Source organism: Bradyrhizobium sp. Leo78, assembly GCF_059512425.1.
On sequence record NZ_JCAMOT010000006.1, the window covers coordinates 270549 to 293992 of the forward strand.

The window sequence follows — 23444 nt, forward strand, 5'->3', positions numbered from 1 at the left end:
CGGCTATAATTGAGGCCAGTCACGTCGCCGAAGGACCATGATGCTTCACGTCTGCTCGCTTGCCCTGCTTCCCGAAACCGTAAGACTGACCGGCGCCAGCCACATCCTCACCGTGATGGCCAATATCGCCCAGGTGCAGCGCCCGGCCTCCGTGCTCGAGGTCAACCATCTGCGCGTGCAGGTCGACGACATCACCGAAGTGATGGACGGCTTCATCGCACCGTCGGCACGGCACATCGAGCAGGTCCTGAACTTCGTGCGGAGCTGGGACCGCAGCGCGCCGATGGTGGTACACTGCTACGCCGGCATCAGCCGCTCGACCGCGAGCGCCTTCGCTGCCGCCTGTGCGCTCAATCCGCATCGCGACGAGGCCGAGATCGCGCGCCAGATTCGCGCCGCCTCCCCGATCGCGTCGCCGAACCGGCTGATGGTGAGCCTCGCCGACAAGGCGCTCGGGCGGGAGGGCCGGATGGTTCGCGCACTCGACGAGATCGGCCCCGGCGCGATGAGCGTCGAAAACCAGCCTTTTCGGGTCGACCTCGAGTGAGCCGCGCGGAAATGCCACTTTGATGATTGAACTTTTTGCGGGGCAACCTCCACTCAATGGATTGCGACGACCGCGGACGTGATTGGTTACGCCCCTCGCGCGCCGGCCCGGAGGCCTGATGCTGGAGTTCATTGTTTTTGTCATTGCGATCGTCGCATTTGCTTTTGCGCTGAAATCAATGAACGAAGTGGCCGCATTGCGCATGCGGCTGGAGGCCCTCGAAGGTGCGAATGCTGCGGCAATACGGCCGGCATCGCCGCCGCCACTCGTCCCCGAGCACGAGCCTGAGCCGACGCGTGCGACCTCGCCGCCGGCTGCGGCCACGCCTCCACCATTGCCGCCCGAGGCCATCCAGGCCGCACCTGCCAAGACCGAGCAGGCTGCAGAACCGGACGCGCCAACCGGCGCGCCGCCTGCGCCTCCGCCACCGACACAACCCGGCTTCGAAGAGACCATCGGCACCCGATGGGTGGTGTGGCTCGGCGGCCTGACGCTGGCGCTCGGCGGTTTCTTCATGGTGCGCTATTCGATCGAAGCCGGGCTGCTCGGGCCCGGCGTGCGCACCATGCTCGGCGGCCTGTTCGCATTGGCGCTGCTCGGCGCCGGCGAATGGACGCGGCGCAAGGAAAGCATTTCCACGATCGCGACGCTGCCGATTGCCAATATCCCAGCGATCCTCACTGCCGCCGGAACGGCTGTGGCATTCGCGACCGTCTACGCAGCCTACGCGCTCTACGACTTCCTCGCGCCGGCCACCGCCTTCGTGCTGCTCGGACTGGTCGCGCTCGGCACGCTCGCTGCGGCGCTGCTGCACGGGCCGGCGCTGGCCGGGCTTGGCGTCGTCGGCGCCTTCGCCACGCCGATCCTCGTGTCATCCGAAAAGCCGGATTTCTGGGCGCTCTACATCTATCTGGCGATCGTCACCGCAGCATCGTTCGGCCTCGCCCGCATCCGGCTGTGGCGCTGGCTTGCCGTTACCACGGTGGTGTTCGCGCTGCTCTGGACCTTCCCCTGCCTGCAATGCGGGCCGTCGATGATCGGGCCGCATGCCTTCCATGTCGTCGCGGGATTCATCCTCGCCGCGCTCTTGGTCGTCTGCGGCTTCATGTTCGGTCCGGAGGCGGAAGGCGAACAGGTCGAGTCGATCTCATCAAGCTCGCTGATCGCCTATCTGTTCGGCGCGCTGCTGATCGTGCTGAACAGCTTTCACGCCGACCCCGCGATGATCACCTTCGGCCTCCTGGTCGCCGGCAGCCTCCTCGTTGCTTGGCGGACGCCGGCGGCCACTGCCGCGATCGGCGCCGCCGCGCTGTTTGTGTTCGTCGTGTTCGCCGAATGGGCGGTGCGCGGCAATCCGGACATGCTGGTGCTGCCCGGCGGCCCCCTGCCCGGCATCGGGCCGAACGCCACCGACGGCTCGGTCTCGCTGCACCTGACCACGGCGACGATCTTCGCCGGCATGTTCGGCATGAGCGGCTTCCTCGCGCAGCGCCGCTTCGCAACGGCTGCAATCACCGTGCAGTGGGCGGCGGCCGCCACCTTCACACCGCTGGCGCTGTTGATCGCGCTCTACGCCCGGATCGCGCAGCTCGACCGCTCGATTCCGTTCGCAATTCTCGCCGTACCGCTCGCCGCGGCCTTCGCCGCCGCCACCGAATTCCTGACCAGGCGCGAGGACCGGCCCGGACACTCCGCCTCGATCGCGCTGTTTGCGACCGGCACGCTCGCCGCACTGGCGCTCGCGCTCACATTCGCGCTGGAAAAGGGTTGGCTCACGATTGCGCTGGCGCTGATGTCGCTTGGCACCGCCTGGATTTCCCTGCAGCGGCCGATCGCCTTCCTGCGCACGCTTGCTGCGATCCTCGCCGGCATCGTGGTGCTGCGCATCGGCTATGAACCGCGTATCGTCGGCGATGCCGTCGGCAGCACGCCGATCTTCAACTGGCTGTTGTGGGGCTACGGCATTCCCGCGGCCTCGTTCTGGGCAGCCAGCATCTTCCTGCGCCGCCATGGCGACGACGCGCCGCTCCGCGCTGTGGAATCGGCCGCGATCCTGTTCACGGTCCTGCTCGCCTTCATGGAGATCCGTCACGCCATCAACGACGGCGACGTCTACCGCAACAGCGCCGGCCTCACCGAGGTCGCGCTGCAGGTCTGCACGGCGCTGGCGATGGCGATCGGGCTCGAGCGTCTGCGCATCCGCACGGTCAGCATCGTGCACAATATCGGTGCGGTGCTGCTGACCGTGTTCGCCGGTCTTGCCGCGGTCTTCGGTCTGATGCTGCTGGAGACGCCGATCCTGTGGCCGATCGATGTCGGCGGCAGCTTCGTCAACCTGCTCCTGCTCGGCTATGCCCTGCCCGCGGTGCTGGCGCTGCTGTTGTCCTATGCGGTTGCGGGACGGCGCCCGGCCGCCTACGGCAACACGCTCGCGGCCGGCGCGCTGATCCTCGCGCTCACCTATGTCAGCTTCGAAATCCGCCGGCTCTACCACGGCCCCGTGCTGTCGCACGGCCCGACCACGGGCGCCGAGCAATACACCTATTCGATTGCCTGGCTGGCGTTCGGCGTCGTGCTGCTCGGGATCGGCATCGTCGTTGGCTCGCAGCGTGCGCGGATGGCCTCTGCCGCCGTCATTGCGCTGACCATCGTCAAGGCGTTCGTAGTCGACATGTCGCAGCTCACGGGCGTCTACCGCGCGCTGTCCTTCATGTGCCTCGGCGTGGTGCTGGTCGCGATCGGCTGGTTCTACCAGCGCATCCTGTTCCGGCGACAAACGGCACCACCCCCGGTCGCTGGCGTGGGATGAGCTTGGCGAAGCTCGTGCCAACGCGTAGATAGGCGGCATGGCAAGACCGCGCAGTTTCGATCCCGATGAAGTGCTGGACGTTGCGCGTGACGTGTTCTGGCAGAAGGGTTTTCAGGGCACGTCGCTCGACGACATCACTGCAGCGACGGGCCTCGCCAAGCCGAGCCTCTATGCCGCCTTCGGCGACAAGAACGCGCTGTTCCTGACCGTGCTCGATCGCTACCACACGCGTATCGTTGCGCATGCCGAAAAGGTGATCAACGAGGGATCATCTGCACGCGAGGCGATCGAGCGCTGGCTCGCAGCCTTTATTCCACGCTGTTCGGGCGCCAAGGGCAGCCGCGGCTGCCTGTCGATCAACGCGTCGGCCGACGGCATTGCCGAACAGAAGGACGTGCGCACCAGGATCGAAGCTTTCAACCGGAAACTCGAGCATTTGCTGCGAGACAGGCTTCGCGCCGATCGCGCGCAGTTTGGCGCCGGTTTCGATCCCGATGCCGCAGCGCACACGATCATGGCGGTCTATATCGGGTTGATGGTCCTGGCGAAGGACAAGCCGAGCGCGGCCAGCGTTCGCGCCACACTCGATCAGATCATGCGCCTCCTTGTTTGACTTTGGCCGCTCATTATGTACTCATAAGTACATAACAGCGGAGACCATTGCCATGAAGGCGATCCAGATCGAAGCATTCGGCAATCCCGCCGATGTTATGAGGCTCGTCGACGTCGCCGATGTCGGCGCTCCCGGCGACGGCGAAGTCGTGATCGCGCTGGAGGCGTCGCCCATCAACATGAGCGACCTCCTGATGATCTCGGGCCGCTACGGCTACCGCCCGAAGCTGCCGAGCATCGTCGGAACGGAGGGTGTCGGCCGCGTCGTGGCGGTCGGTCGTGGCGTCAAGCATCTGAAGCAGGGCGACCGCACTCTCATCCCCTATCCCTCGCCGGCCTGGGCAGAGCGCATCAAGGCTGACGCCAGCAGGCTGCGGGCGCTTCCCGACGGCGATCCGCTGCAACTGGCGATGCTCGGCATCAATCCCGCAACGGCTTACCTGCTGCTCACCGAGTTCGCCACATTGGCTCCCGGCGCGTGGGTGATCCAGAACGCAGCCAATTCCGGCGTCGGCCGCGCGGTGATCGGGATCGCGAAATCGCTTGGATTGAAGACGGTCAATATCGTCAGACGCGAGGAAGTCGTGGCTGATCTCAAGGCGAGCGGCGGCGACGTCGTGCTGGTCGACGGACCCGACCTCAACAAGCGCGTCGCCGCCGAGACCGCCGGTGCGCCGATCGCGCTCGCCATCGATGGCGTCGCCGATACCGCGACGATGAATCTGATTACGTGCCTGGCGCCGAAGGGCGTGCTGGTGTTCTACAGCGCAATCAGCGACAAGCCCTTCGTCGGTCCGGCACAGCCCTTCATCTTCCGCGACATCGCGATGCGCGGCTTCTGGCTCGCCAACTGGTTCAACAGCGCCACCGCCGCGCACGTCAGCGCGATGTACGAACACCTGGCGCCGCTGGTGGCCTCGGGCGCGATCAGCGCGCCGGTCGAAGGTACCTACCGTTTTTCGCAAATCCCCGAAGCCGTGTCGGCGGCGCAGAGGAATCGCGGCAAGGCGCTGTTCACGCCGGACTGACCGAGGGCAGACGGGATAAATCGGCAGGTTCTTTATCACGCCCGCGCGCCTGCCTCGGGGCGTGCCTGACATCACGCCCCTGTGACGCGACTTTGTGCATGACTTTGTGCATGACGAGTTGTCGCGTCGGCTCGCGCCATTGCACTGCACCCGGGCAGACATTTTCTAGACATAGTGTGCGCTTCAAAGAGCTATATTGCAGCGACTGACCATTTTAAGAGGGGAGCGTTTTGCACCGAGACATTGCGGGAGCGCTCGCGCGGCTGGCGAGCTTGGCGATCATCTGCGCAACACTTGCGATCCAGCCTGCGGCAGCGCAGACGATGGCCGCGACTTGTCCATCGCAGGCGGGCGCGCGAGGAACGCAGATCCTGGTCTGCCACGACGGCCTCATCATCGTCGCCGAGGACGGCGCGAGGTTTACGCTGCAAGGCCACGATGGCAGCGCCATGGCAGTCGATCTGCAGAGCAAGGCACTGCTGCTCGACGATGCCAAAATGCGCGGCAAGAATCGCTTTCGCGTCAACACGCCACAAGCGATTGCCGCCGTGCGCGGGACCAAATGGGCGGTCGATGTGCAGGAGGCGAGGACATCAGTGCTCGTGCTGCAGGGCCGGGTCGCGGTGCGCCGGCCACGGGGCGGAAACCAGGTGGTGCTTGGTCCGGGCGAAGGCGTCGACGTCGATCCGGGAAACGAGCCGCTGACGGTCAAGCGCTGGGGGCAGCCGCGCGTCGATGCGCTGCTCGCGCGCCTCGGGCAATGATCCTTGGTGAGCGGCCGGATCCCTCAAACATCGATCGCGCTTCTGCTCTCACTCGTCTGGGCGGCCGCGCTGGGAATAGGCTACTGGAACGGTGACGTTCAATTCCTCGATCGCGCCGAAGGCGCGCTGACCGACCTGCGCCTATCGGCACGCGGTGAGCGCGCGGCGCCCGATCTCGTCACGATCGTTGCCATCGACGATGAGACAGTCGCCAAGCGAGGCGGCTATCCGCTGCCGCGCGCCGACCTCGCCGCGATCATCGAGAAGGTTGGGAGCTACGCACCGCGCGCGATCGCAGTCGATCTCTTGCTCCTTGACCAGGGCAAGGACGGCGGCGATGCGGCGCTGGCGCAAGCGCTCGCAAAGCGCCCTTCCGCCATTGCCGCTGCCGCCGTGTTTCCCGATGCGATCCAGATGCTGGAGGCGGATGACGAGAGCCCGCTCGCGCGGCTGCCGCGGGCGGAGAGATTCCTGCGCCCACTGCCAGCGTTCGCTGAACATGCTGTTGTCGGCGTCGTCAACCTGACCACCGACAAATCGGGCACGCCGCGCGGCATTCCCTTGCTGGTCCGCACCAGCGACAAAGTCGAGCTGGCGTTTCCGCTGCGCGTCGTAGCGCTGGCCGCAGGCCACGATCCGGTGATCGAGCCGGACAGCGTTCGCCTCGCGGGTCAGAGCATTCCGACTGACATCGATCATGTGCTGCCGCTCGCCTATTACGGCCCTCGCGGCACGGTACCGACGGTGAGTGCCGCATCGGTACTCGACGGCGAGGTCGCGCAACCGGCTATCCGCGACCGCGTCGTCGTCATTGGTGCGACCGTGACGGGCGGCGGCGACGTGTTTCCGACGCCGTTCGATCCCGTGATGCCTGGTGTCGAGATCGTCGCGACCGCGATCGATCACCTGATGACCGGCGGCGGCATCCTGCGCAATCGGTCGATACGCCTGGCCGACGCAATCCTGGCGGTGGCGCTCACGCTTGCGATCGTTGGCTTGCTGGCGTGGCGGCGCAGCGCAGCCGGCCTGCTCTCGATCGCGGCGCTCGTGGCGATCTGGGCTGTCATGAACTACGTCGCATTTTCGCGCGGCATCTGGCTCAGCGCCGCATTGCCGATTGCCGCCGCCGCGCCGCCGGCGATCCTGTTCGGCTCGATCCAGCTTTGGCTGAACCGCAGGCAGGCGCAATATTTTGCGATGAAGAATGACCTGTTGCAGCAATTCCAGGCGCCGGCGCTCAACAAATGGCTGACCGGCAATCCGGCGTTCCTGCTGGAGCCGCGGCACCAGGATGCGGCGGTGATCTTCATCGACCTCTCGGGCTTCACGGCATTGAGCGAGACGCTCGATATCGACGCGGGGCTTGCGCTGCTGAAAGATTTTCACACCCTCGTCGACGAGGAGGTCGAGTCGCACAGCGGGATCATCACGAGCTTCCTCGGCGACGGCGCCATGATCCTGTTCGGCCTGCCGGAAGCGACCGAAGACGATGCGCGCAAGGCCGCGCACTGTGCAGTCACGCTCTGCAACCGCATCGCGCAATGGATCAATTCGTTGCCGGGAACGATGGCGCCCCGGATCGGCTTCAAGGTGGGCGCGCATTACGGGCCGATCGTCGCCTCGCGGCTCGGCGGCAGCTATCAGCACATCACCGCGACCGGCGATACCGTGAACGTGGCGAGCCGTCTGATGGAGGTTGCCGCCAAGGAAGGCACGCCACTCGCGCTCAGCGACGACCTCTTGCAACGGACCGGCCCCGCCTCCGCCTTGTTCGAGAGCGGCACGCTCACCGGCCCACGCGAGACGCTCATCCGCGGACGCACCCGCCCGCTCTCAGTCTGGCTATGGCGCAACGATTCGCGCGGCCAAGCTAAAGTGCGATGAGATCAGATCGGAAGTACCTTACCTCTCCCCATCGGGGAGAGGTCGGATCGCATGCAGCGCAGCGGAATGCGATCCGGGTGAGGGGGAAGAGCCCCGTCGAGAGACTATAACCCCTCACCCGGCGCTGCGCCGTAGCCGAAGCTACGCTTCGGCGTGTCTTAGTAACGGCCGCCGAAGGCGGCCTATGCCTCTCCCTATGGGAGAGGTGAACACCGCGGCCGCACCGAATCAAGCAAAAGTCAGTTCTAACCAATCGACTCCGCGATCAGGCGGATTCTGAACACGGGCTTCTTGCTCTCGTCGATCAGCTCCATCTGCCACTCGGCGTCCTGCTTGAGGCTGCGTGCGATGCTGCCGAGAAGATTGCCGCTGACCTTGGTCATCTCGGCCCATGCGGCCTCACGGCTTTCGAATTCCGACCCCTGATCGGACGCGCCCGCGAAGCGACCATGGCTGATCCTGAAGAAATATTGCGGCATGTGGAACTCGGTTGTTGCGCCCACCCCCGGCCGTCCTGGTGGAGATTAGGAGATTAGACGCTACCAAGCCATGAATTCGCGAGCCCGTATCATTACGGGTCTTCGCCGCCACGTTGTCGCCTCGATCAAACCAAGTCGGCGGGACGGTGATTCCAGCTAATCGGTCGAACGGCGCAATTCCGCCGCGCCTTCCGGTTGCGCCGATTCTGGCTTCACCGGCTCGAGCCTGGTGCGCTCGACAGGCGGCGTCTCGACGCGCGCGGACGCTTCGGCGCGGGAGGCGTCGGCCGAGCGGGTCGCACGCAGCGAGCGCGGGCGCGCCACCGCGCGCGCCAGCAGCATCTGCTTGCCGCCCTGGTGATGGAAGTCGCAATAGGCAAAGCCCATGCCCGACACCGAGCCGCGGAACGAGCGATCGTCGCGCTTGTCGAGGTTGAAGCAGGGCTCGAACGGAAGGCCTTTCAGCGAGGCACAGACGGCCTGACCGCGAACCTGCAGCGTGTTGCCCGGCAACCTGACATGGCGAATCGGGCCGGAGCCGGAGAACTGGATCGAGCCGGCGGCGCCCATGTCGTCGAGGATACGCCCCGCGCCGCGGGTGCCGTCAAAGCAGGTGAAGGCGAATACCTTGCCGGCGACAAATCGCCTGGCCTCTTCGGCGCTCATCGATCCCGCCAACGCAGGCGCGGCCATCGCGCCGGCCACGACCGTCCCCAATACCAGACGCGCAAGCATGAGCCACTCCACTTACCCAGCGCGGGCACACCGCCTTTACCCGCTGCTTACCATACCAACCAAGGCAACATTGGAGCAGCTTGGTTGGTAAATTCTGAACGCCGTCAGACTATTTTTACCACGATCCGGCCGCGGACCTCGCCCGCGAGGATTTTCGGGCCAAAGGAGATCGCTTCGTCCAGGCCGATTTCATGAGTTATATCAGCGAGTTTTGCTTTGTCCAAATCGCTGGCGAGGCGGCTCCAGGCGCGCTTGCGCCGTTCGATTGGGCACATCACCGAATCGATGCCGATAAGGCACACTCCCCGCAAAATGAACGGAGCGACCGAGGAAGGCAGGTCCATGCCTGCCGCAAGCCCGCACGCGGCGACAGCGCCGCCGTACTTGGTCATCGAGAGCATGTTGGCGAGCGTAGTTGAACCGACGCTGTCGACGCCGCCGGCCCAGCGCTCTTTCGCCAGCGGCTTGACCGGGACGGTCAATTCGCTGCGGTCGATCACCTCGGCGGCGCCGAGGCCCTTGAGGTAGGCCGCCTCCGCTTGCCGCCCGGTGGAGGCGATCACGTGATAGCCGAGCTTGGACAGCACGGCTGTCGCGACCGAGCCGACCCCGCCGGCGGCCCCCGTCACCACGATCGGGCCGCTCTTGGGTGTCACCCCGTGGTCCTCCAGCGCCAGAACCGAGAGCATTGCGGTATAGCCCGCGGTGCCGATCGCCATGGCGTCGCGCGCCGAGATCCCGTCAGGCAGCCGCACCAGCCAGTCGCCCTTGACGCGCGCCTTTTCGGCATAGGCGCCGAGATGGGTCTCGCCCATGCCCCAGCCGTTGCAGACGACCTTGTCGCCGGCCTTCCAGTCGGGATGCGAGGACTGCTCGACAGTGCCGGCGAGATCGATGCCGGCGATCATCGGGAAGCGCCGCACCACCGGCGCCTTGCCGGTCAGCGCCAGGCCGTCCTTGTAGTTCAGCGTCGACCATTCGACGCGGACGGTGACGTCGCCATCCATCAATTCCGCGTCGTCGAATTGCGTGAGCGCGGCGGTCGTTCCCTTGTCCGCCTTGTCGATCCTGATCGCCTTGAACGTCGCCATGATGGACCCTCCCGTACTTGCGTTGATCATGTCTCCCGTCATGGCCGGGCTTGACCCGGCCATCCACGCGCTTGGCTCTCGCTCGACCTTAAAGACGTGGATGCCCGGGACAAGCCCGGGCACGACGACGAATTTTTGCGGGATTCTGTTTATCGCATCAGGCCGGCTGCGCAACCGGGCGCGATACTGGGGCCTCCACGATCGGCAGGTTGATCAGCGCCGACAGCACACCGAACAGGATCGAGAGCCACCAGATCGGCGTGTAGGAACCATACTGCTCGAACACGATACCGCCGAGCCAGACGCCCAGGAACCCGCCGACCTGATGGCTGACGAAGGCGAAGCCATAGAGCGTGGCGAACCAGCGCGTGCCGAACATCAGCGCTACCAGCGCCGAGGTCGGCGGCACCGTCGACAGCCAAGTCAGGCCAGAGACCGCGCCGAAGGCGACCGCGGAAAAGGTCGTGATCGGGAACGAGATGAAGGCAATCGTCGCCAGCGCCCGGGTGAAGTAGATCACTGAGAGGATGTAGCGCTTGGGAAAAAAGTTCTGCAGCCAGCCGACGCCGAGCGAGCCCATGATGTTGAACAGGCCGATCGCCGCGATCACCCAGCCGCCGGTCGAGGTCGGAATGCCGCGGTCGACGAGATAGGCCGGCAGGTGCACGGTGATGAAGGCGAGTTGGAAACCGCAGGTGAAGAAGCCGAGCACCAGCAGCACATAGGAGCGATGGCCGAATGCTTCCGCCAGCGCCGTCTTGAACGACTGCTGGTCGGCGGCCGGCGCGTTGGTCGTCTCCGCTGGCGGCGTTGCGATCGCAAGCGACAGCGGCAGGATCAAAAGCATCAGCGCGGCGAACACAGTCAGCGCAGTCTGCCAGCCGAAATTGTCGATCATCGCCACGCCGAAGGGCGCGAACAGGAACTGACCGAACGAGCCCGCCGCGGTGCCGGCGCCGAGCGCGAGGCCGCGCTTTTCCGGCGGCAGCAATTTGCTGAACGCCGACAGCACCAGGTTGAACGAGGAGCCGGACAGGCCGAAGCCGATCAGGACGCCGGCGCCGATGTCGAGCGACAGCGACGTTGTCGAATAACGCATCATGTAGAGGCCGGCGGCATAGAGCAGCGCGCCCACGATCATCACGCGCATGATGCCGAAGCGATCCGCGATCGCGCCCGCGATCGGCTGGCCCAGTCCCCACAGCAGGTTCTGCAGCGCCAGCGCGAGGCCGAAGACGTCGCGGCCCCAGGAGAATTCACGGCTCATCGGCTGCACGAAAAACCCGAGCGCCGAGCGCGGCCCAAAGCTGAGCAGCGCGATGGCGCAGCCGCAGATGATGATGATCAGCGGCGTGCGCCAACTATCGGCGCCGGAGGAAGGCCGAAGGTCGCCGGTGGTCACAGCCATCAATTCCCCCTGCATGCTGCGTTACTGGCGGCCCGACCCGCCGGACGAAAGGTTACGGGGAGTTAATGCATCTGCATGAAAAGCCCAAGGGGGCCGGAGAAAAAAAATTCAACGCAGGGCAGCCCTGCAAAATGATGCGAACTCTCTCCCCCGTCATTGCGAGCGAAGCGAAGCAATCCATAGTGCCGCGCGGGAGGCATGGATTGCTTCGCTCCGCTCGCAATGACGACTTCGTCGTCTCGGCGCAGGACCTATCGCTCGGGAAGCTAGCGCTTCGCGCTGGCCTGCTCGGCGGAGCTTCGCGCGGCCTCGGCGAGTTCTGCCGAGATCTCCGCGGTCTCGGCCGGGTTTCCCCAGCTCGGCGCGTCGCTGCCATCGCCCCAGGCGCGCGGGCGATAGAAGGTGTGGACGCCGAACTTGTACGTCTTCTTCATCTCGCTGACCCAGGACGGGCGCACCCAATAGGCGTGATAGTGCGTCGACTTGTCGACCTCGGGCAGCCAGAGCCGGCCATCGAGCATCGCCTTGGCGATCTTTTTCGCGCGATCCCACATGTCAGGCTCGCGGATCACGTCGCGGACGTTGTCGCAGGCGAAGGTGAACTGGCAGGCGAGGTGGCGATACTTGTTCTGGTAGACCACCCCGCAGACGGTGGTCGGATATTTGCCGGAGAAGGCGCGGTTCAACACCACCTGCGCCACCGCGATCTGGCCACGCACCGCCTCGCCTCTCGCTTCGAAATAGACGGCTTCGGCGAGACACTTTTCGGATTTGGCGCGCGATTTCTCGTCGAACAGGCCGAGCCGCTCGGCCGGCGTCTTGGCGTGCTGGTCATCGGCATTGACCTCGCCCTTCGGCGCGATGCTCTCGCCCATGTCGCCGGCGCGCACCGGGCCGTCGGCATCGACCGGAAGCGAGGCCATCGCCTTCATGTCCGGATCCAGCGCGGCATCGGGCACGACGATCGTCGGCTCCTCACCCGGCTGCCAGCGCTCCATTGTCTCGGGTGCTCCGAGCGACGAGCCGAAGAACAGGCTCGAAGTCTGGAGCGAGAACGCATCGCGCGCCGGAGGCGCCGTCTCGGGAGCGGCCGTCGGTGCCGACTGCTGCGACGGCGCATATTGCGGCAATGGCGGCGCGTTCAGCGCGTCCTGCAATTCCGGATCGAGCTCGGCGGGCGCGCGCGCAGCGGTCTTCATGCCCCGGACGGAGGAGTTCGAGGTCGATGGATCTTCGCTTGCCGGCACGGACTCGCTGGGCGCAGCTTCAGCCGGCGGCGCGACGGCGAGGCGATCGCCCTTCAGCGTGCGATCGACCTTGGGGAAATCGGAGGCGACATAGCGCGGCGGCTGCGCGACGATCGGATTGCGGGTGATGGAACCGGTGAGATCGCCGCCCTGGCTGTCGAGCCGCGCCAGCCGATAGGTCGCGACTTGCGGCGAGGACGTTCCGATCGGTCGGCCGAAACTGTAGGCGGCGACCTGGATCGTGCCCATGGCGGAGAACGTGCGCGTCTGCCAGCGCTCGGCGACCCCGGGCTGGCGGGCAAGCAGTGACGCGATGTCCTGATATCCGATCTCGGCCGGCATCAATGCGAAGATGCTAAGACCGAGTCCGAAGAGCGCGAACCGTGCGCCCTTCGGATGGTTACGCAACACTAACATCGATACGCTCACGCAACGCTTACAACGACCGAACGCAGTGCTTCCGTGCAATTCGACCAAATTTGTTGGTATCGAATTTAGGTTGCCGCCGAGTTAATCGACGTGGCTTGTCCGCTACACACAAGAGATCGCAGAGATTTTGCGCGCCGCATCGCATGCATTGGTAAATGCCTTGCGGACGAAAATGGTAAACGTGAGGTCAACGAAGAAAGTGAATAAAGTCTTCGCGCGTGAAGATGCGCACCTTCCCGATTGCCCTCACCGCTTCTTCAACCGACTACGTTGAGGCGACCGGCGACATTCGCACGTGCAGCGACGAGCCTATGCGACGCGTTGAGACCCAGACCAATAACGCGGCCGCGCTGAAAGCCGCTCCCAATATCGAGACGCCGATCCATCCCGCATGGGCGTTGGCGGTCGTCGCGGCGATGGCACCGATAGCGCTGCCGATCGAATAGAACACCATATAGCCGCCGACCAGGCGGCTGGGCGCCTCCGGGTGAAGGGAGAAGATGATGCTTTGATTGGTCACGTGGATCGCCTGAACGGCAAGGTCGAGCAGCAGCACGCCGACGACGAGCGCGAGAATCGAAACCGGCAACAGTGCGATCAGTCCCCATGATGCAATCAGCAGCATCAGCGACAGGCCTGTTGTCCATTGACCGAGACCGCGATCGGCCAGCTTGCCCGCACTGCCAGCTGCGGCGGCGCCAGCCACGCCGACGAGACCGAAAAGACCGATCTGGGCATGGGAGAGCGAGAACGGAGGAGCACTGAGCGGCAGCACCAGCGCCGTCCAGAACGTACTGAACGCCGCGAATATGAAGAGTGCGAGGATGCCGCGAACGAGCAGGATTGGCTCGCGCAGGAAAAGCATCGGAATGGAACGCAGCGTGACGAAATAGCTGTCGGAACTTTGCGGCGGAAGATGTTTCGGCAGGATGCGGAAAAGGATGACGGCCATAGCCAATGTCAGCGCCGCCGAGGTCAGATAGACCGTGCGCCAGCCGCCCAGATCGGCGAGGATTCCGGCAACGAAGCGCGCAGCCAGGATGCCGATCACGACGCCGCTGGTCACCATTCCGACCGCCTTGCCACGTTTGGAAGGCAAGGCCAGCGTGGCGGCAAAAGCGACGAGCACTTGGACCACGACCGCCACGAGGCCGACCACCGCCATGCCGGCGAATAACACACCTTCGGTCCTTGCTGTCGCGACAGCCACAAGAGCGGCCGCCGATAGGATGCCCTGGACCACAACCAGACGGCGACGATCGAGGAGATCGCCAAGCGGCACGATGAAGATCAACCCCATCGCGTAGCCGATCTGCGTGAGCGTCACGACGAGGCCGATCGCTGCCGGCGGAATCCCGAAATCATCTGCCAACGCATCAAGCAGCGGCTGGGCATAGTAGATGTTCGCGACGCTGAGACCTGCCGCGATGGCGAAGAGCAGCGTCGTGGTTCTCGACAGCCCGTCATGTGGTTGGTCCGAAGTTTCATTGCGCCCCATGTCTCGGCTCCTCTTGGCAGATAATTGGTCTTATCTTAAGACTACTTGCGATACACAAATCTAGTTCTATTTTAGAACCAGATTCGGATGCGTGCGGGCGCAAGGGAGAGCGGTGGCCATGGTAAAACGTGTCAGCCTGTCGGGAGCCGATTGCCCGGTGGCGCGGTCGCTCGATGTGATCGGCGACTGGTGGTCGCTGCTGATTATCCGGGATGCGTTCGAGGGCGTGCGGCGTTTCAGCGAGTTTCAGACGGGACTCGGTATCGCCAAGGGGATGCTGGCGACGCGTCTGCGCGATCTCACTGAGAGGGGCGTGCTCGAGACCGCGCCGGCCTCCGACGGGAGCGCCTACAAGGAATACATCCTGACCGAGAGGGGACGCGGACTTTTCCTCGCGATCGTCGCGCTCCGCCAATGGGGCGAGGACCATCTCTACCGTGCCGGCGAACGGCATTCGGTGTTGGTTGATCAGGTAAAGGGCGAACCGGTCGCCCGTCTTAAACTGCGGGCGTCGGACGGACGCGCGCTCGCCTGGGATGAGACGCAGGTTAGGAAGGCGCAATGAAGCTTAGTCGAAATGGCTCCGCGATAGATGCTGCGTACAGCAATCTAACGAAATCACATGGCGCCACTAGTCTTCATGCAGCAGCGTCTGCAGGCGCCGCGCCAGGTCGGCGACATGGAAGGGTTTCTCGATGATTGGAAACTCGTCCACGGCGTGATGCCGTTCCAATGCATCGCCGGCATAACCGGAGGTGAGCAGGATCTTGATGTCCTTGCACAGCCGCTTCGCTTCGCGCGCCAGCTCGATGCCATTCATGCCGCTCGGCATCACGATGTCGCTGAACAGGAGCGCGAAGTGCCCGTCGCTCCTCAACGTCTTCAGGGCCTCAAGCCCGTTGCGGGCGCAGACAACTTCGTAGCCGAACGAGTTCAACATCGCCGCGGTGACCTCGAGCAGATCCTCATTGTCGTCGACGACGAGGATCCGCTCCGAACCTCCCGGTATGGCTCGCGGCTTCCGTTCCTGCACCGGCGCCTCCGGCGCCTTCTCGGCCTTAGGCAGGTACAGCGCGACCGTAGTCCCTGCTCCCGGCGTGCTTTCGACAGTGACGTGCCCGCCGGACTGTCGAACGAAGCCGTAGACCATGCTGAGGCCGAGCCCGGTCCCCTTGCCGACTTCCTTGGTCGTGAAGAAAGGCTCGAAGATCCTTTCGCGCACTTCGGGCGGCATCCCGCAGCCGGAATCCGTGACCGCCAGCCTGACATACTGTCCGGCCCGACACTCGTCCACGGCCCCCTGCTCCAGTTCGACATTCCGCGTCTCGATCTCGAGCACGCCGCCGTCCGGCATCGCGTCGCGCCCATTCAGTGCAAGATTGAGGAGAGCGGTTTCCAGCGATGAAGGATCGACATGGCACAGCCACAATTGCTCGTCGGTCCGCAGCCTGACCTCGCAGCCTCCCCCGACCGCTTGCTGGATCAGCCCCTGGAATTCGGCAATGAGTTGGTTCGCGTTGACCAGTTTTGGATTCAGTATCTGCCGCCGCGAGAAGGCGAGAAGCTGCGACGTCAACTTCTCGCCTCGCTGGGTGGCGCGACGCGCCGCCGCGGCATACTGCCGGACCTTGCCGATGTCGGCGGCATCCTCGATGAGGTCGAGGCTGTTCGCGACCACCGTGAGCAGATTGTTGAAGTCGTGCGCGATACCGCCGGTGAGCTGACCGACCGACTCCATCTTCTGGCTCTGGTGGAATTGCTCCTCGATCAGCCGGCGCGCCTCCACCGCATGCTTGTGATCGGTGATGTCGCGGAGAAAGATCGCAAGACCCTGGCTGGAGGGAAACGCATTGACCGCGTACCAGACTTGTCGACGCGTGCAGAACACTTCGAGGAATGCCGGTCGCTGCGTCGACGTCACCTCCAGGATCTGGTTGGTGATATCGAGGTCGTCGGCGTCCGGAAATGCTTCCGACAACGTCAGGCCCCTGACATCCTGCCCTTCCGCAAGGTCTGTCCAGGCGGGTCCGTTGAGATAGGTGAGGCGCCAGTCCTGATCGATGATCAGCACGCTGTCGGTGGTGCTCTCGAAGATCATCGTGATCCGGGCCGCGGCTTCCTCCGCTTTCTTCCTCGCGTCGGACAATTCCTGCTCGCGGTGTTCCAGCGCATCGGCCATGGTGTTGAATGCATCGGCGACCCGCGCGATTTCGGAAGTGCCATGGATATCGACCCGCCGGGTAAAATCGCCGAGCCGCCATCGGTTGGCAGCGTCGACCAATTGCCCAAGCGGGCGACGGATGAACCGACGGGCGCCCAAGGATGTCAGGATCAGCACCAGCGCCGTACTCAGGATGATCAGGAAGACGCCGCGCTGCGTGCCGTGCTGGATTGCGGTGAATGCCCGGTCCTTGTCCAGGCCGAAGCTGATGAGAAGGCCTCCGGAACTATCCGGCAGGGCTGCATAACCGACGATCCGCTCCACGCCGTCCAGCTCAGTGATGTCGGCCGCCCCCGATTTCTCAAGGTGCGGTTCATGCCCTTCGCTCAGGGTCCGCCCGACAAAGTGCGCGTTGTCGGGATAGCGGGCAAGATACCTCCCATTGCGGTCCATGATTCCGAGCGCAGCTCCCGCCGGAGCGCCCTTTCGCGCAATGTAGTCGGCAAGCCAATCCAGGCTGAGGGTTGCGATGATGGCCCCCCCCATCTGCCCGTCCTGTTCGTAGAAAGGCAACGCAAACTGGATGGCCTTTCGACCGGATGACAGGCCCAGCGAGAACTCGCCGACGGAGAATGCGCCGGTTTTCCGCAAGTTTGCGAAATAGGCCCTGCCCGAGACATCGACCGGCTTGCGATTATTGTTGGGAGTGCAGAACGTGACGCCGTTCAAATCGGTGACGACAAGGGTGAGAAAAGCCGGGAATCGCTGCTTGATAGCGCCCATATAGGCATTGCAGGACTCGCTGTCCTTCGCCCTGATCGACGGAAGCTCCGACAGCGTGATCAGGACCTGATGAATTCCCTGAACGATCTGCCGTTGCTCCGCGGCGGCAAGTTCAGCCAGATTGAGCGCCTGGTTCTGCACCTCGATTTGGCGCGCGCGACGCAGGTCGAATTCATTATACGCTTGGATCGCTATTGCCGGCAGCAGAGCGACAGCCACCAGCACAAGCAGCCGGGATAGAAGGGTCACTTCCCATCAGGCCCCAATCCTGACGCTCGCCCGCCATCGCGCCGTCGCTGCGCTGATCTCAATTGAATACGCACAAACAATCTGAAGCGTCCCATACCAACCTCACTCTACTGGCACAGGATTGTGAGCGCGGGTTACGGTTCGATTTCAGCACGCGGAAAGTTGGGTTACGCCTGTAATGCGTTTTCCCTTGGCAGCGCGCGTTGCCGCGCTCCATTCCCGCGACCGTCGTCATGGCCGGGCCTGTCCCGGCCATCCAGGTCCTTCTGCGCGTCCAAAACGTGGATGCCCGGGACAGGCCCGGGCATGACGAGATGCTCTTAGTTGTCAGCGGCGCTAAGCGTCACGCCTGGCTCGCGATCGCCTTGCCGAGCGCCGCTTGCGCTGCGGCCAGACGCGCGATCGGCACGCGATAGGGCGAGCACGAGACATAGTCGAGCCCGACCTCGTGGCAGAACGCGACGGAAGCGGGATCGCCGCCGTGCTCGCCGCAGATGCCGACCTTCAGGTTGGGACGCGTCTTGCGGCCGCGCTCCACGCCGATCCTGACCAGCTCGCCGACGCCGTCGCGATCGACCGAGATGAAGGGATCGATCTCGAGGATACCCTTGGCGATGTAGGTGCCGAGGAAGCTCGCGGCGTCATCGCGACTGATGCCGTAAGTGGTCTGGGTCAGGTCGTTGGTGCCGAAGGAGAAGAACTCGGCGGTCTCGGCGACCTTGCCGGCCATCAGGCAGGCGCGCGGCAGCTCGATCATGGTGCCGACCTGGTAGGTCAGCTTGGCGCCGGTCTCCTTCGTCACCGCATGCGCGGTGGCGTCGATCCGCGCCTTCACCAGGTCGAACTCGGCCTTGGTGGCGATCAGCGGCACCATCACCTCGAGCCCGACGGCCTTGCCGGTGCGCTTGCCGGCTTCGACCGCGGCCTCGAAGATCGCGCGCGCCTGCATCTCGGCGATTTCAGGATAGGCGATCGCAAGACGGCAGCCGCGGAAGCCGAGCATCGGGTTGAACTCGGCGAGTTCGCGGGCGCGATCGGCGAGCCGGCGCGGATCGGTGTTCATCGCGCGCGCGACTTCCTCGATCTCGGCCTGGGTGTGCGGCAGGAACTCGTGCAGCGGCGGATCGAGCAGGCGGATCGTGACGGGGAGGCCCTTCATGATCTCGAACAGCTCGACGAAGTCGGCGCGCTGCATCGGCAACAGCTTCGACAGCGCGGCGCGGCGCGATTGCTCGTCTTCCGACAAGATCATCTCGCGCACCGTGCGGATGCGCGTCTCCTCGAAGAACATGTGCTCGGTGCGGCAGAGGCCGATGCCCTCGGCGCCGAACTTCACCGCGGTGCGAGCATCATCAGGGGTGTCGCCGTTGACGCGAACGCCGAGCTTGCGGACGGCATCGGCCCAACCCATCAGCGTGCCGAACTCGCCCGACAGCTCCGGCTCGATCATCGGCATGCGCCCGGCCAGCACCTGGCCGATGCCGCCATCGATGGTAATGACGTCGCCCGCCTTGAAGGTGCGCGAGCCCACGCTCATCGTGCCGCGGCCGTAATCGACGCGGATGGCGCCGCAGCCGGAGACGCAGGGCTTGCCCATGCCGCGCGCCACCACCGCGGCATGCGAGGTCATGCCGCCGCGGGTGGTCAGGATGCCCTCGGCGGCGTGCATACCGTGGATGTCTTCCGGGCTGGTCTCGACACGGACGAGAATGACCTTACGGCCGTCAGCCTGCAGCTTGGCAGCTTCGTCGGAGGAGAACACGATCTCGCCGGACGCCGCACCGGGCGAAGCCGGCAGGCCGGTGCAGATGATATCGCGCGTCGCCGCCGGATCGATGGTCGGGTGCAGCAATTGATCGAGCGAGGCCGGATCGATCCGCGTCACCGCATCTTCTTTCGAGATCAGCCCCTCATTGGCGAGCTCGACGGCGATGCGCAGCGCCGCCTTCGCGGTGCGCTTGCCGCCGCGGGTCTGCAGCATCCACAGCTTGCCCTCTTCGACCGTGAACTCCATGTCCTGCATGTCGCGGTAGTGCTTTTCGAGCAGCGTGTAGATCCGCGTCAGCTCCTTGAAAGCGTCGGGCATCGCGGTTTCCATCGAGGGCTTGTCGGAGCCGCTCTCCTGACGCGCGTACTCGGTGATGTCCTGCGGCGTGCGGATGCCGGCCACGACGTCCTCGCCCTGCGCGTTGATCAGGAATTCGCCGTAGAGCTTGCTCTCGCCGGTCGAGGGATTGCGGGTGAAGGCGACGCCGGTCGCCGACGTCTCGCCCATATTGCCAAACACCATCGCCTGCACATTGACGGCAGTACCCCAGGACTCCGGAATGTCGTGCAGCTTGCGGTAGGTGACCGCGCGCGCGTTCATCCACGAGGAGAACACCGCGCCGATCGCGCCCCATAGCTGGTCGTGCGGATCCTGCGGGAACGGATGGCCGGTCTCGCGCTCCACCGCTTCCTTGTACTTGCCGACCAGCTCGACCCAGTCGTCGCCGGTGAGGTCGGTGTCCAGCGAATAGCCCTGGCTGTCCTTGAAGGTGTCGAGGATGTCTTCGAAGTGATGGTGCTCGAAGCCGAGCACCACGTCCGAATACATCGTGATGAAGCGGCGGTAGCTGTCATAGGCAAAGCGGCGGTCGCCCGAGAGATCGGCCAGCGCCTCCACGGTCTGGTCGTTCAACCCGAGATTGAGTACGGTGTCCATCATGCCCGGCATCGAGGCCCGCGCGCCGGAACGGACCGAGACCAAAAGCGGGTTCTTGGCGTCGCCGAAGATCTTGCCAGTCAGCTTGCCGACATAATCGAGCGCCTTCTCGACCTGCGTCTTCAGCTCCTTCGGATAGGTCTTCTCGTGTTCGTAGAAATAGGTGCAGACCGAGGTCGGGATCGTGAAGCCGGGCGGCACCGGCAGGCCCAGATTGGCCATCTCGGCGAGGTTGGCGCCCTTGCCGCCGAGCAGATTACGCATCTCGGCTTTGCCCTCGGCCTTGCCGTCGCCGAAGGTGAAGACCCATTTGTTGGACTTGATCGCCGCCGCGACCGGCTTTGACGCCGGCGCTTTCGTCACGGATTTTGCCACCGGCTTGGCGGGGGCCTTAGCAGCAGCCTTAACAGGAGCCTTGGCAACAGGAGCCTTGGCGCGAGCTTTTGCCGCCACCTTTGGCGCGCTCTTCTTCAGCGCCTTTCGCGCCGCCGGGGCGGCCTTGCGGGCCGGGGCGGATGGCTTTGATTTCGCTGCGCTTTTCTCTGCTGCTTTCTTGGACTTGGCGACGGCTTTGGCCATGGCTTTCAACAATCCGGAGTGAGGGGCAAGAAGATGGGCGCCTTACACCACTTTGGTGTGTCGGGCGCAAGCTGCGAACGGCGTTTCGATCCTACAAATGCAGCCAGCGTAAAAGCCCCATGCCGACCAGGCCCACGAAGATCAGGTAGATCGCGACGATGACGTTCAGCAGCCGCGGCATGACCAGGATCAAAATGCCTGCGATCAGGGCCACGATGGCAGGAACATGCGCAGCGGTGATGACCATTTGAGGAAGCTCCAGCGGATTTGTTCGGAAAGGAAATCGAATCGAGGCGGGTATTGTACTGGCATCGCGTTTTCGAGCGAAGTGTTACCGGTTTCGCATGAAGGAAACGCGTCAAACCTAGGATCCGCCCCACCCGCCAGCACGGCCAGCTATTTGAGACGTTCGACGCTTCAATCGGTTCCGCTATCCACGAAAATTGCTCAAAATTGCCGCGGATATGGCCGCGTTTTTTGCGGAACATCGACGCTCGCGATGCATTGGCCTCACATTGTGCATCGGCAAAAAGCCAGCACTCGCGGCGTCTCGAAAGGAGACCCGCCTTAACGCAAAATCGTCGCGAAGGAGTGAGCCATGCGAAACCGATTCCTTGCCGTTGCAGCGATGGCGTGCGCGATCAGTGCACCGGTCGCGGCGCAGGCGCAGAGCAGGACCACCACCACCGGCGTCGTCGGCGGCAACACCGTCGTAGTCGAAGAAGGTGGCGGGATCACGGTCGACCAGCGGCCGGCATTCCGTGAATATGTCGTCCGCGAACGCGTGCCGGACTATACGATTTCCGATCGCGTGGCAGTCGGCACCGTGCTGCCGGAAACCGGCGTGACAGTCTACGACGTACCGCAGCGCTTCGGCTCAACCCCGTTCCGCTACACGGTCGTGAATGGCGAGACCGTACTGGTCGAGCCGCGCTCGCGCCGTATCGTTCAGGTGATCGACTAGCGATCAACCAGCTTTCGCCCTGAGCGAGTAGTCCGGGCGCCGTGCAAGCGGATGTGCGCGACAGCGACCGGACCCAAGAGCCCCGCCTGGCCCTCCCCTCCAGGCGGGGCTTTGCTTTGTGCTTAGAGCGTTTTCGAGCGAAGTGGACACCGGTTCGCGTGAAGAAAACGCGTCAAAACAAGAATCTAGCTAGAGCTTCGGTTCTGATTCTAGCGACTACGATCGCAGCATCGAGAGCAGCGTCGATGTCGACTTGTAGTTCTTGATCGCGGCATCCTGGAATTCGGGCGTCCAATTCGCGGCCTGCCGCTCTTCGGTGCTCATCGAGGAATAGGCTTTCAGGATGCCTAGGCTGAGCTGGCGCGGATCGCCGGTCGATTGGCTCTGCTTCAGCGCGTCGAGGATCGAGGCGCGGGTCCGCGCATTCAATTCCTGCTTGGCCGCATAGACCTCCTCGCCGGAAAAGCGATTGCCCTGATTCAGGGTGATTGCCGACAGCGAGCGGTTGTCGAGCGGGGACAGATCGGCCAATTGCCCGGTCTTGCGCCCGGGATCATAGACCAGCTCCTTGCCGTTGCTCGCTGCCTCGCTCTTCTGGCGATCGAGAAACCCGCGCACGTCGCTGGCGATATCGCCGAAGTTGCGGCTCTGGCCCGTCGCGGGCTTGACCGTGCCGGCAAGCGCCGCCGCGATCGGATCGCCGGCAATTCCCGTTGGGGCCACCGTCGGGTCCGTCTGCGTCGCCTGATAGCCCTTGAACACCGCGGCGCGCTGGGCGGCCCAGGTCGCCGTCGCCTTCTCTTCGGGGCTCGCGCCATCGAGATAATCCAGCGCTGCCTTGTAGCTGACATTGTAGTCGCCGGTCAGACGCGTGGTCGCCAGCGACGGCGCAAGCGCGGCATCGAAGCGCTGCTTCAACGCGCCGGCCGCCACCGCCTGCTCATCGGGGCTGAACTTGCCGCCATTGTTGGTCGAGATCGCAAACAGCGAGCGCCGATCCAGGCTCGAGAGATCGATCGTGGTCTTGCCGTCGACCAGCGGTCCCTTCACGCCGGCTGCCGCATAGAGCCGGTCGAGCGTCGCGCGTGCGTCGTTCGTAACTATCGTGAAGTCGAGCGGCGCCCCTTTTGCGAGCTGTGCGCGGGCCGCTTCCGACAAGGTCAGGTTGGTCGCGCTGTTGGACGCGAGCGGATCGTTGGTCGCGCTGTCATTGGACAGCGTCGATGCCAGCGACGGCGTCGCCGCCGCCCGCGCATAGGCCGAACCATATTGGGCGTAAGGATTGAGCGCCGTGCCGATGGAGGTCATCGGGAAATTCCTGCATTTGCGCGCGGGCGATTTCTTAAGAAACCGTTCACCCGGTGCGACCTTCGCAGGACGTGGTTAATGAGGGGTAAATGTTGCGGGATATTTCTGGTACCCGCACGCCGTCATTCCGGGGCGTCCGAAGGACGAGCCCGGAATCCATCGGGC

At 64.4% G+C, this 23444-nt stretch carries 18 protein-coding genes; 8 read left to right on the forward strand and 10 right to left on the reverse strand.

Features of this window, described 5'->3' with window-relative positions:
- Positions 1–40: 40 nt before the first annotated feature.
- The 6 genes from AC5ZG1_RS10740 to AC5ZG1_RS10765 all read left to right on the forward strand — a co-directional run bounded on the left by AC5ZG1_RS10740 (position 41) and on the right by AC5ZG1_RS10765 (position 7644).
- A complete protein-coding gene (locus AC5ZG1_RS10740) occupies positions 41–547 on the forward strand; it encodes a tyrosine phosphatase family protein (protein ID WP_496132852.1) in 507 nt (168 codons plus the stop codon).
- 118 nt (positions 548–665) lie between these two features.
- Positions 666–3356 (forward strand): DUF2339 domain-containing protein, encoded by a 2691-nt coding sequence (locus tag AC5ZG1_RS10745; protein ID WP_496132821.1) that lies wholly within the window; start codon positions 666–668, stop codon positions 3354–3356.
- 37 nt (positions 3357–3393) lie between these two features.
- The gene (locus AC5ZG1_RS10750; RefSeq protein WP_028166918.1) at positions 3394–3969 is read left to right on the forward strand and encodes a TetR/AcrR family transcriptional regulator; all 576 of its coding nucleotides are present in this window, start codon (positions 3394–3396) and stop codon (positions 3967–3969) included.
- A 52-nt stretch (positions 3970–4021) separates the two neighbouring features.
- A complete protein-coding gene (locus tag AC5ZG1_RS10755) occupies positions 4022–4996 on the forward strand; it encodes a zinc-dependent alcohol dehydrogenase family protein (protein ID WP_496132822.1) in 975 nt (324 codons plus the stop codon).
- Positions 4997–5226: 230 nt separating this feature from the next.
- Positions 5227–5760 carry a FecR domain-containing protein gene (locus AC5ZG1_RS10760; protein WP_456645801.1) on the forward strand — a complete coding sequence of 178 codons (534 nt, stop codon included), beginning with the start codon at positions 5227–5229 and terminating at the stop codon, positions 5758–5760.
- 6 nt (positions 5761–5766) lie between these two features.
- Complete coding sequence (locus AC5ZG1_RS10765; RefSeq protein ID WP_496132823.1) at positions 5767–7644, forward strand: CHASE2 domain-containing protein; 1878 nt, start codon at positions 5767–5769, stop codon at positions 7642–7644.
- 245 nt (positions 7645–7889) lie between these two features.
- Here AC5ZG1_RS10765 and AC5ZG1_RS10770 read toward each other — a convergent pair whose 3' ends face one another.
- From AC5ZG1_RS10770 to AC5ZG1_RS10795, 6 genes are all read right to left on the reverse strand, one after another.
- A complete protein-coding gene (locus AC5ZG1_RS10770) occupies positions 7890–8123 on the reverse strand; it encodes a DUF6894 family protein (protein WP_028166914.1) in 234 nt (77 codons plus the stop codon).
- A 156-nt stretch (positions 8124–8279) separates the two neighbouring features.
- Positions 8280–8858, reverse strand: coding sequence for a hypothetical protein (locus AC5ZG1_RS10775; protein WP_496132824.1), 579 nt, complete (start codon positions 8856–8858; stop codon positions 8280–8282).
- Between the two features lie 104 nt (positions 8859–8962).
- Positions 8963–9949, reverse strand: a complete 987-nt coding sequence (gene acuI, locus AC5ZG1_RS10780) for an acrylyl-CoA reductase (NADPH) (RefSeq protein ID WP_456645798.1) — start codon at positions 9947–9949, stop codon at positions 8963–8965.
- 157 nt (positions 9950–10106) lie between these two features.
- Positions 10107–11357: an MFS transporter gene (locus AC5ZG1_RS10785; RefSeq protein ID WP_130225590.1), complete on the reverse strand. Its 1251-nt coding sequence runs from the start codon at positions 11355–11357 to the stop codon at positions 10107–10109.
- Between the two features lie 266 nt (positions 11358–11623).
- A complete protein-coding gene (locus tag AC5ZG1_RS10790) occupies positions 11624–13021 on the reverse strand; it encodes a cell wall hydrolase (RefSeq protein ID WP_496132825.1) in 1398 nt (465 codons plus the stop codon).
- 277 nt (positions 13022–13298) lie between these two features.
- Positions 13299–14531 carry an MFS transporter gene (locus tag AC5ZG1_RS10795; protein ID WP_496132826.1) on the reverse strand — a complete coding sequence of 411 codons (1233 nt, stop codon included), beginning with the start codon at positions 14529–14531 and terminating at the stop codon, positions 13299–13301.
- Between the two features lie 118 nt (positions 14532–14649).
- Between AC5ZG1_RS10795 and AC5ZG1_RS10800 the strand changes: the two genes are divergently transcribed.
- Positions 14650–15096: a winged helix-turn-helix transcriptional regulator gene (locus AC5ZG1_RS10800; RefSeq protein WP_456645795.1), complete on the forward strand. Its 447-nt coding sequence runs from the start codon at positions 14650–14652 to the stop codon at positions 15094–15096.
- Positions 15097–15162: 66 nt separating this feature from the next.
- On the opposite strand, the gene AC5ZG1_RS10805 is transcribed toward AC5ZG1_RS10800, so the two are convergent.
- The 3 genes from AC5ZG1_RS10805 to AC5ZG1_RS10815 all read right to left on the reverse strand — a co-directional run bounded on the left by AC5ZG1_RS10805 (position 15163) and on the right by AC5ZG1_RS10815 (position 21254).
- On the reverse strand, positions 15163–17724 hold the full coding sequence (locus AC5ZG1_RS10805) for an ATP-binding protein (protein WP_496132827.1): 2562 nt from the start codon (positions 17722–17724) through the stop codon (positions 15163–15165).
- Between the two features lie 343 nt (positions 17725–18067).
- Positions 18068–21007 (reverse strand): pyruvate, phosphate dikinase, encoded by a 2940-nt coding sequence (gene ppdK, locus AC5ZG1_RS10810; protein WP_496132828.1) that lies wholly within the window; start codon positions 21005–21007, stop codon positions 18068–18070.
- A 91-nt stretch (positions 21008–21098) separates the two neighbouring features.
- The gene (locus tag AC5ZG1_RS10815; RefSeq protein WP_496132829.1) at positions 21099–21254 is read right to left on the reverse strand and encodes a DUF3096 domain-containing protein; all 156 of its coding nucleotides are present in this window, start codon (positions 21252–21254) and stop codon (positions 21099–21101) included.
- 351 nt (positions 21255–21605) lie between these two features.
- Between AC5ZG1_RS10815 and AC5ZG1_RS10820 the strand changes: the two genes are divergently transcribed.
- Positions 21606–21971 (forward strand): DUF1236 domain-containing protein, encoded by a 366-nt coding sequence (locus AC5ZG1_RS10820; RefSeq protein WP_456645792.1) that lies wholly within the window; start codon positions 21606–21608, stop codon positions 21969–21971.
- 216 nt (positions 21972–22187) lie between these two features.
- Here the strand turns inward: AC5ZG1_RS10820 and AC5ZG1_RS10825 are convergent, their stop codons facing one another.
- Positions 22188–23279 carry a hypothetical protein gene (locus tag AC5ZG1_RS10825; protein WP_496132830.1) on the reverse strand — a complete coding sequence of 364 codons (1092 nt, stop codon included), beginning with the start codon at positions 23277–23279 and terminating at the stop codon, positions 22188–22190.
- Positions 23280–23444: the final 165 nt, after the last annotated feature.

Excerpts from the sequence above, each read along its gene's own strand:
- AC5ZG1_RS10740 (WP_496132852.1), top strand. The coding sequence starts at position 41 with ATGCTTCACGTCTGCTCGCTTGCCCTGCTTCCCGAAACCGTAAGACTG.
- AC5ZG1_RS10745 (WP_496132821.1), top strand. The coding sequence starts at position 666 with ATGCTGGAGTTCATTGTTTTTGTCATTGCGATCGTCGCATTTGCTTTT.
- AC5ZG1_RS10750 (WP_028166918.1), top strand. The coding sequence starts at position 3,394 with ATGGCAAGACCGCGCAGTTTCGATCCCGATGAAGTGCTGGACGTTGCG.
- AC5ZG1_RS10755 (WP_496132822.1), top strand. The coding sequence starts at position 4,022 with ATGAAGGCGATCCAGATCGAAGCATTCGGCAATCCCGCCGATGTTATG.
- AC5ZG1_RS10770 (WP_028166914.1), bottom strand. The coding sequence starts at position 8,123 with ATGCCGCAATATTTCTTCAGGATCAGCCATGGTCGCTTCGCGGGCGCG.
- AC5ZG1_RS10775 (WP_496132824.1), bottom strand. The coding sequence starts at position 8,858 with ATGCTTGCGCGTCTGGTATTGGGGACGGTCGTGGCCGGCGCGATGGCC.
- acuI (WP_456645798.1), bottom strand. The coding sequence starts at position 9,949 with ATGGCGACGTTCAAGGCGATCAGGATCGACAAGGCGGACAAGGGAACG.
- AC5ZG1_RS10785 (WP_130225590.1), bottom strand. The coding sequence starts at position 11,357 with ATGGCTGTGACCACCGGCGACCTTCGGCCTTCCTCCGGCGCCGATAGT.
- AC5ZG1_RS10790 (WP_496132825.1), bottom strand. The coding sequence starts at position 13,021 with ATGTTAGTGTTGCGTAACCATCCGAAGGGCGCACGGTTCGCGCTCTTC.
- AC5ZG1_RS10795 (WP_496132826.1), bottom strand. The coding sequence starts at position 14,531 with ATGGGGCGCAATGAAACTTCGGACCAACCACATGACGGGCTGTCGAGA.
- AC5ZG1_RS10800 (WP_456645795.1), top strand. The coding sequence starts at position 14,650 with ATGGTAAAACGTGTCAGCCTGTCGGGAGCCGATTGCCCGGTGGCGCGG.
- ppdK (WP_496132828.1), bottom strand. The coding sequence starts at position 21,007 with ATGGCCAAAGCCGTCGCCAAGTCCAAGAAAGCAGCAGAGAAAAGCGCA.
- AC5ZG1_RS10815 (WP_496132829.1), bottom strand. The coding sequence starts at position 21,254 with ATGGTCATCACCGCTGCGCATGTTCCTGCCATCGTGGCCCTGATCGCA.
- AC5ZG1_RS10820 (WP_456645792.1), top strand. The coding sequence starts at position 21,606 with ATGCGAAACCGATTCCTTGCCGTTGCAGCGATGGCGTGCGCGATCAGT.
- AC5ZG1_RS10825 (WP_496132830.1), bottom strand. The coding sequence starts at position 23,279 with ATGACCTCCATCGGCACGGCGCTCAATCCTTACGCCCAATATGGTTCG.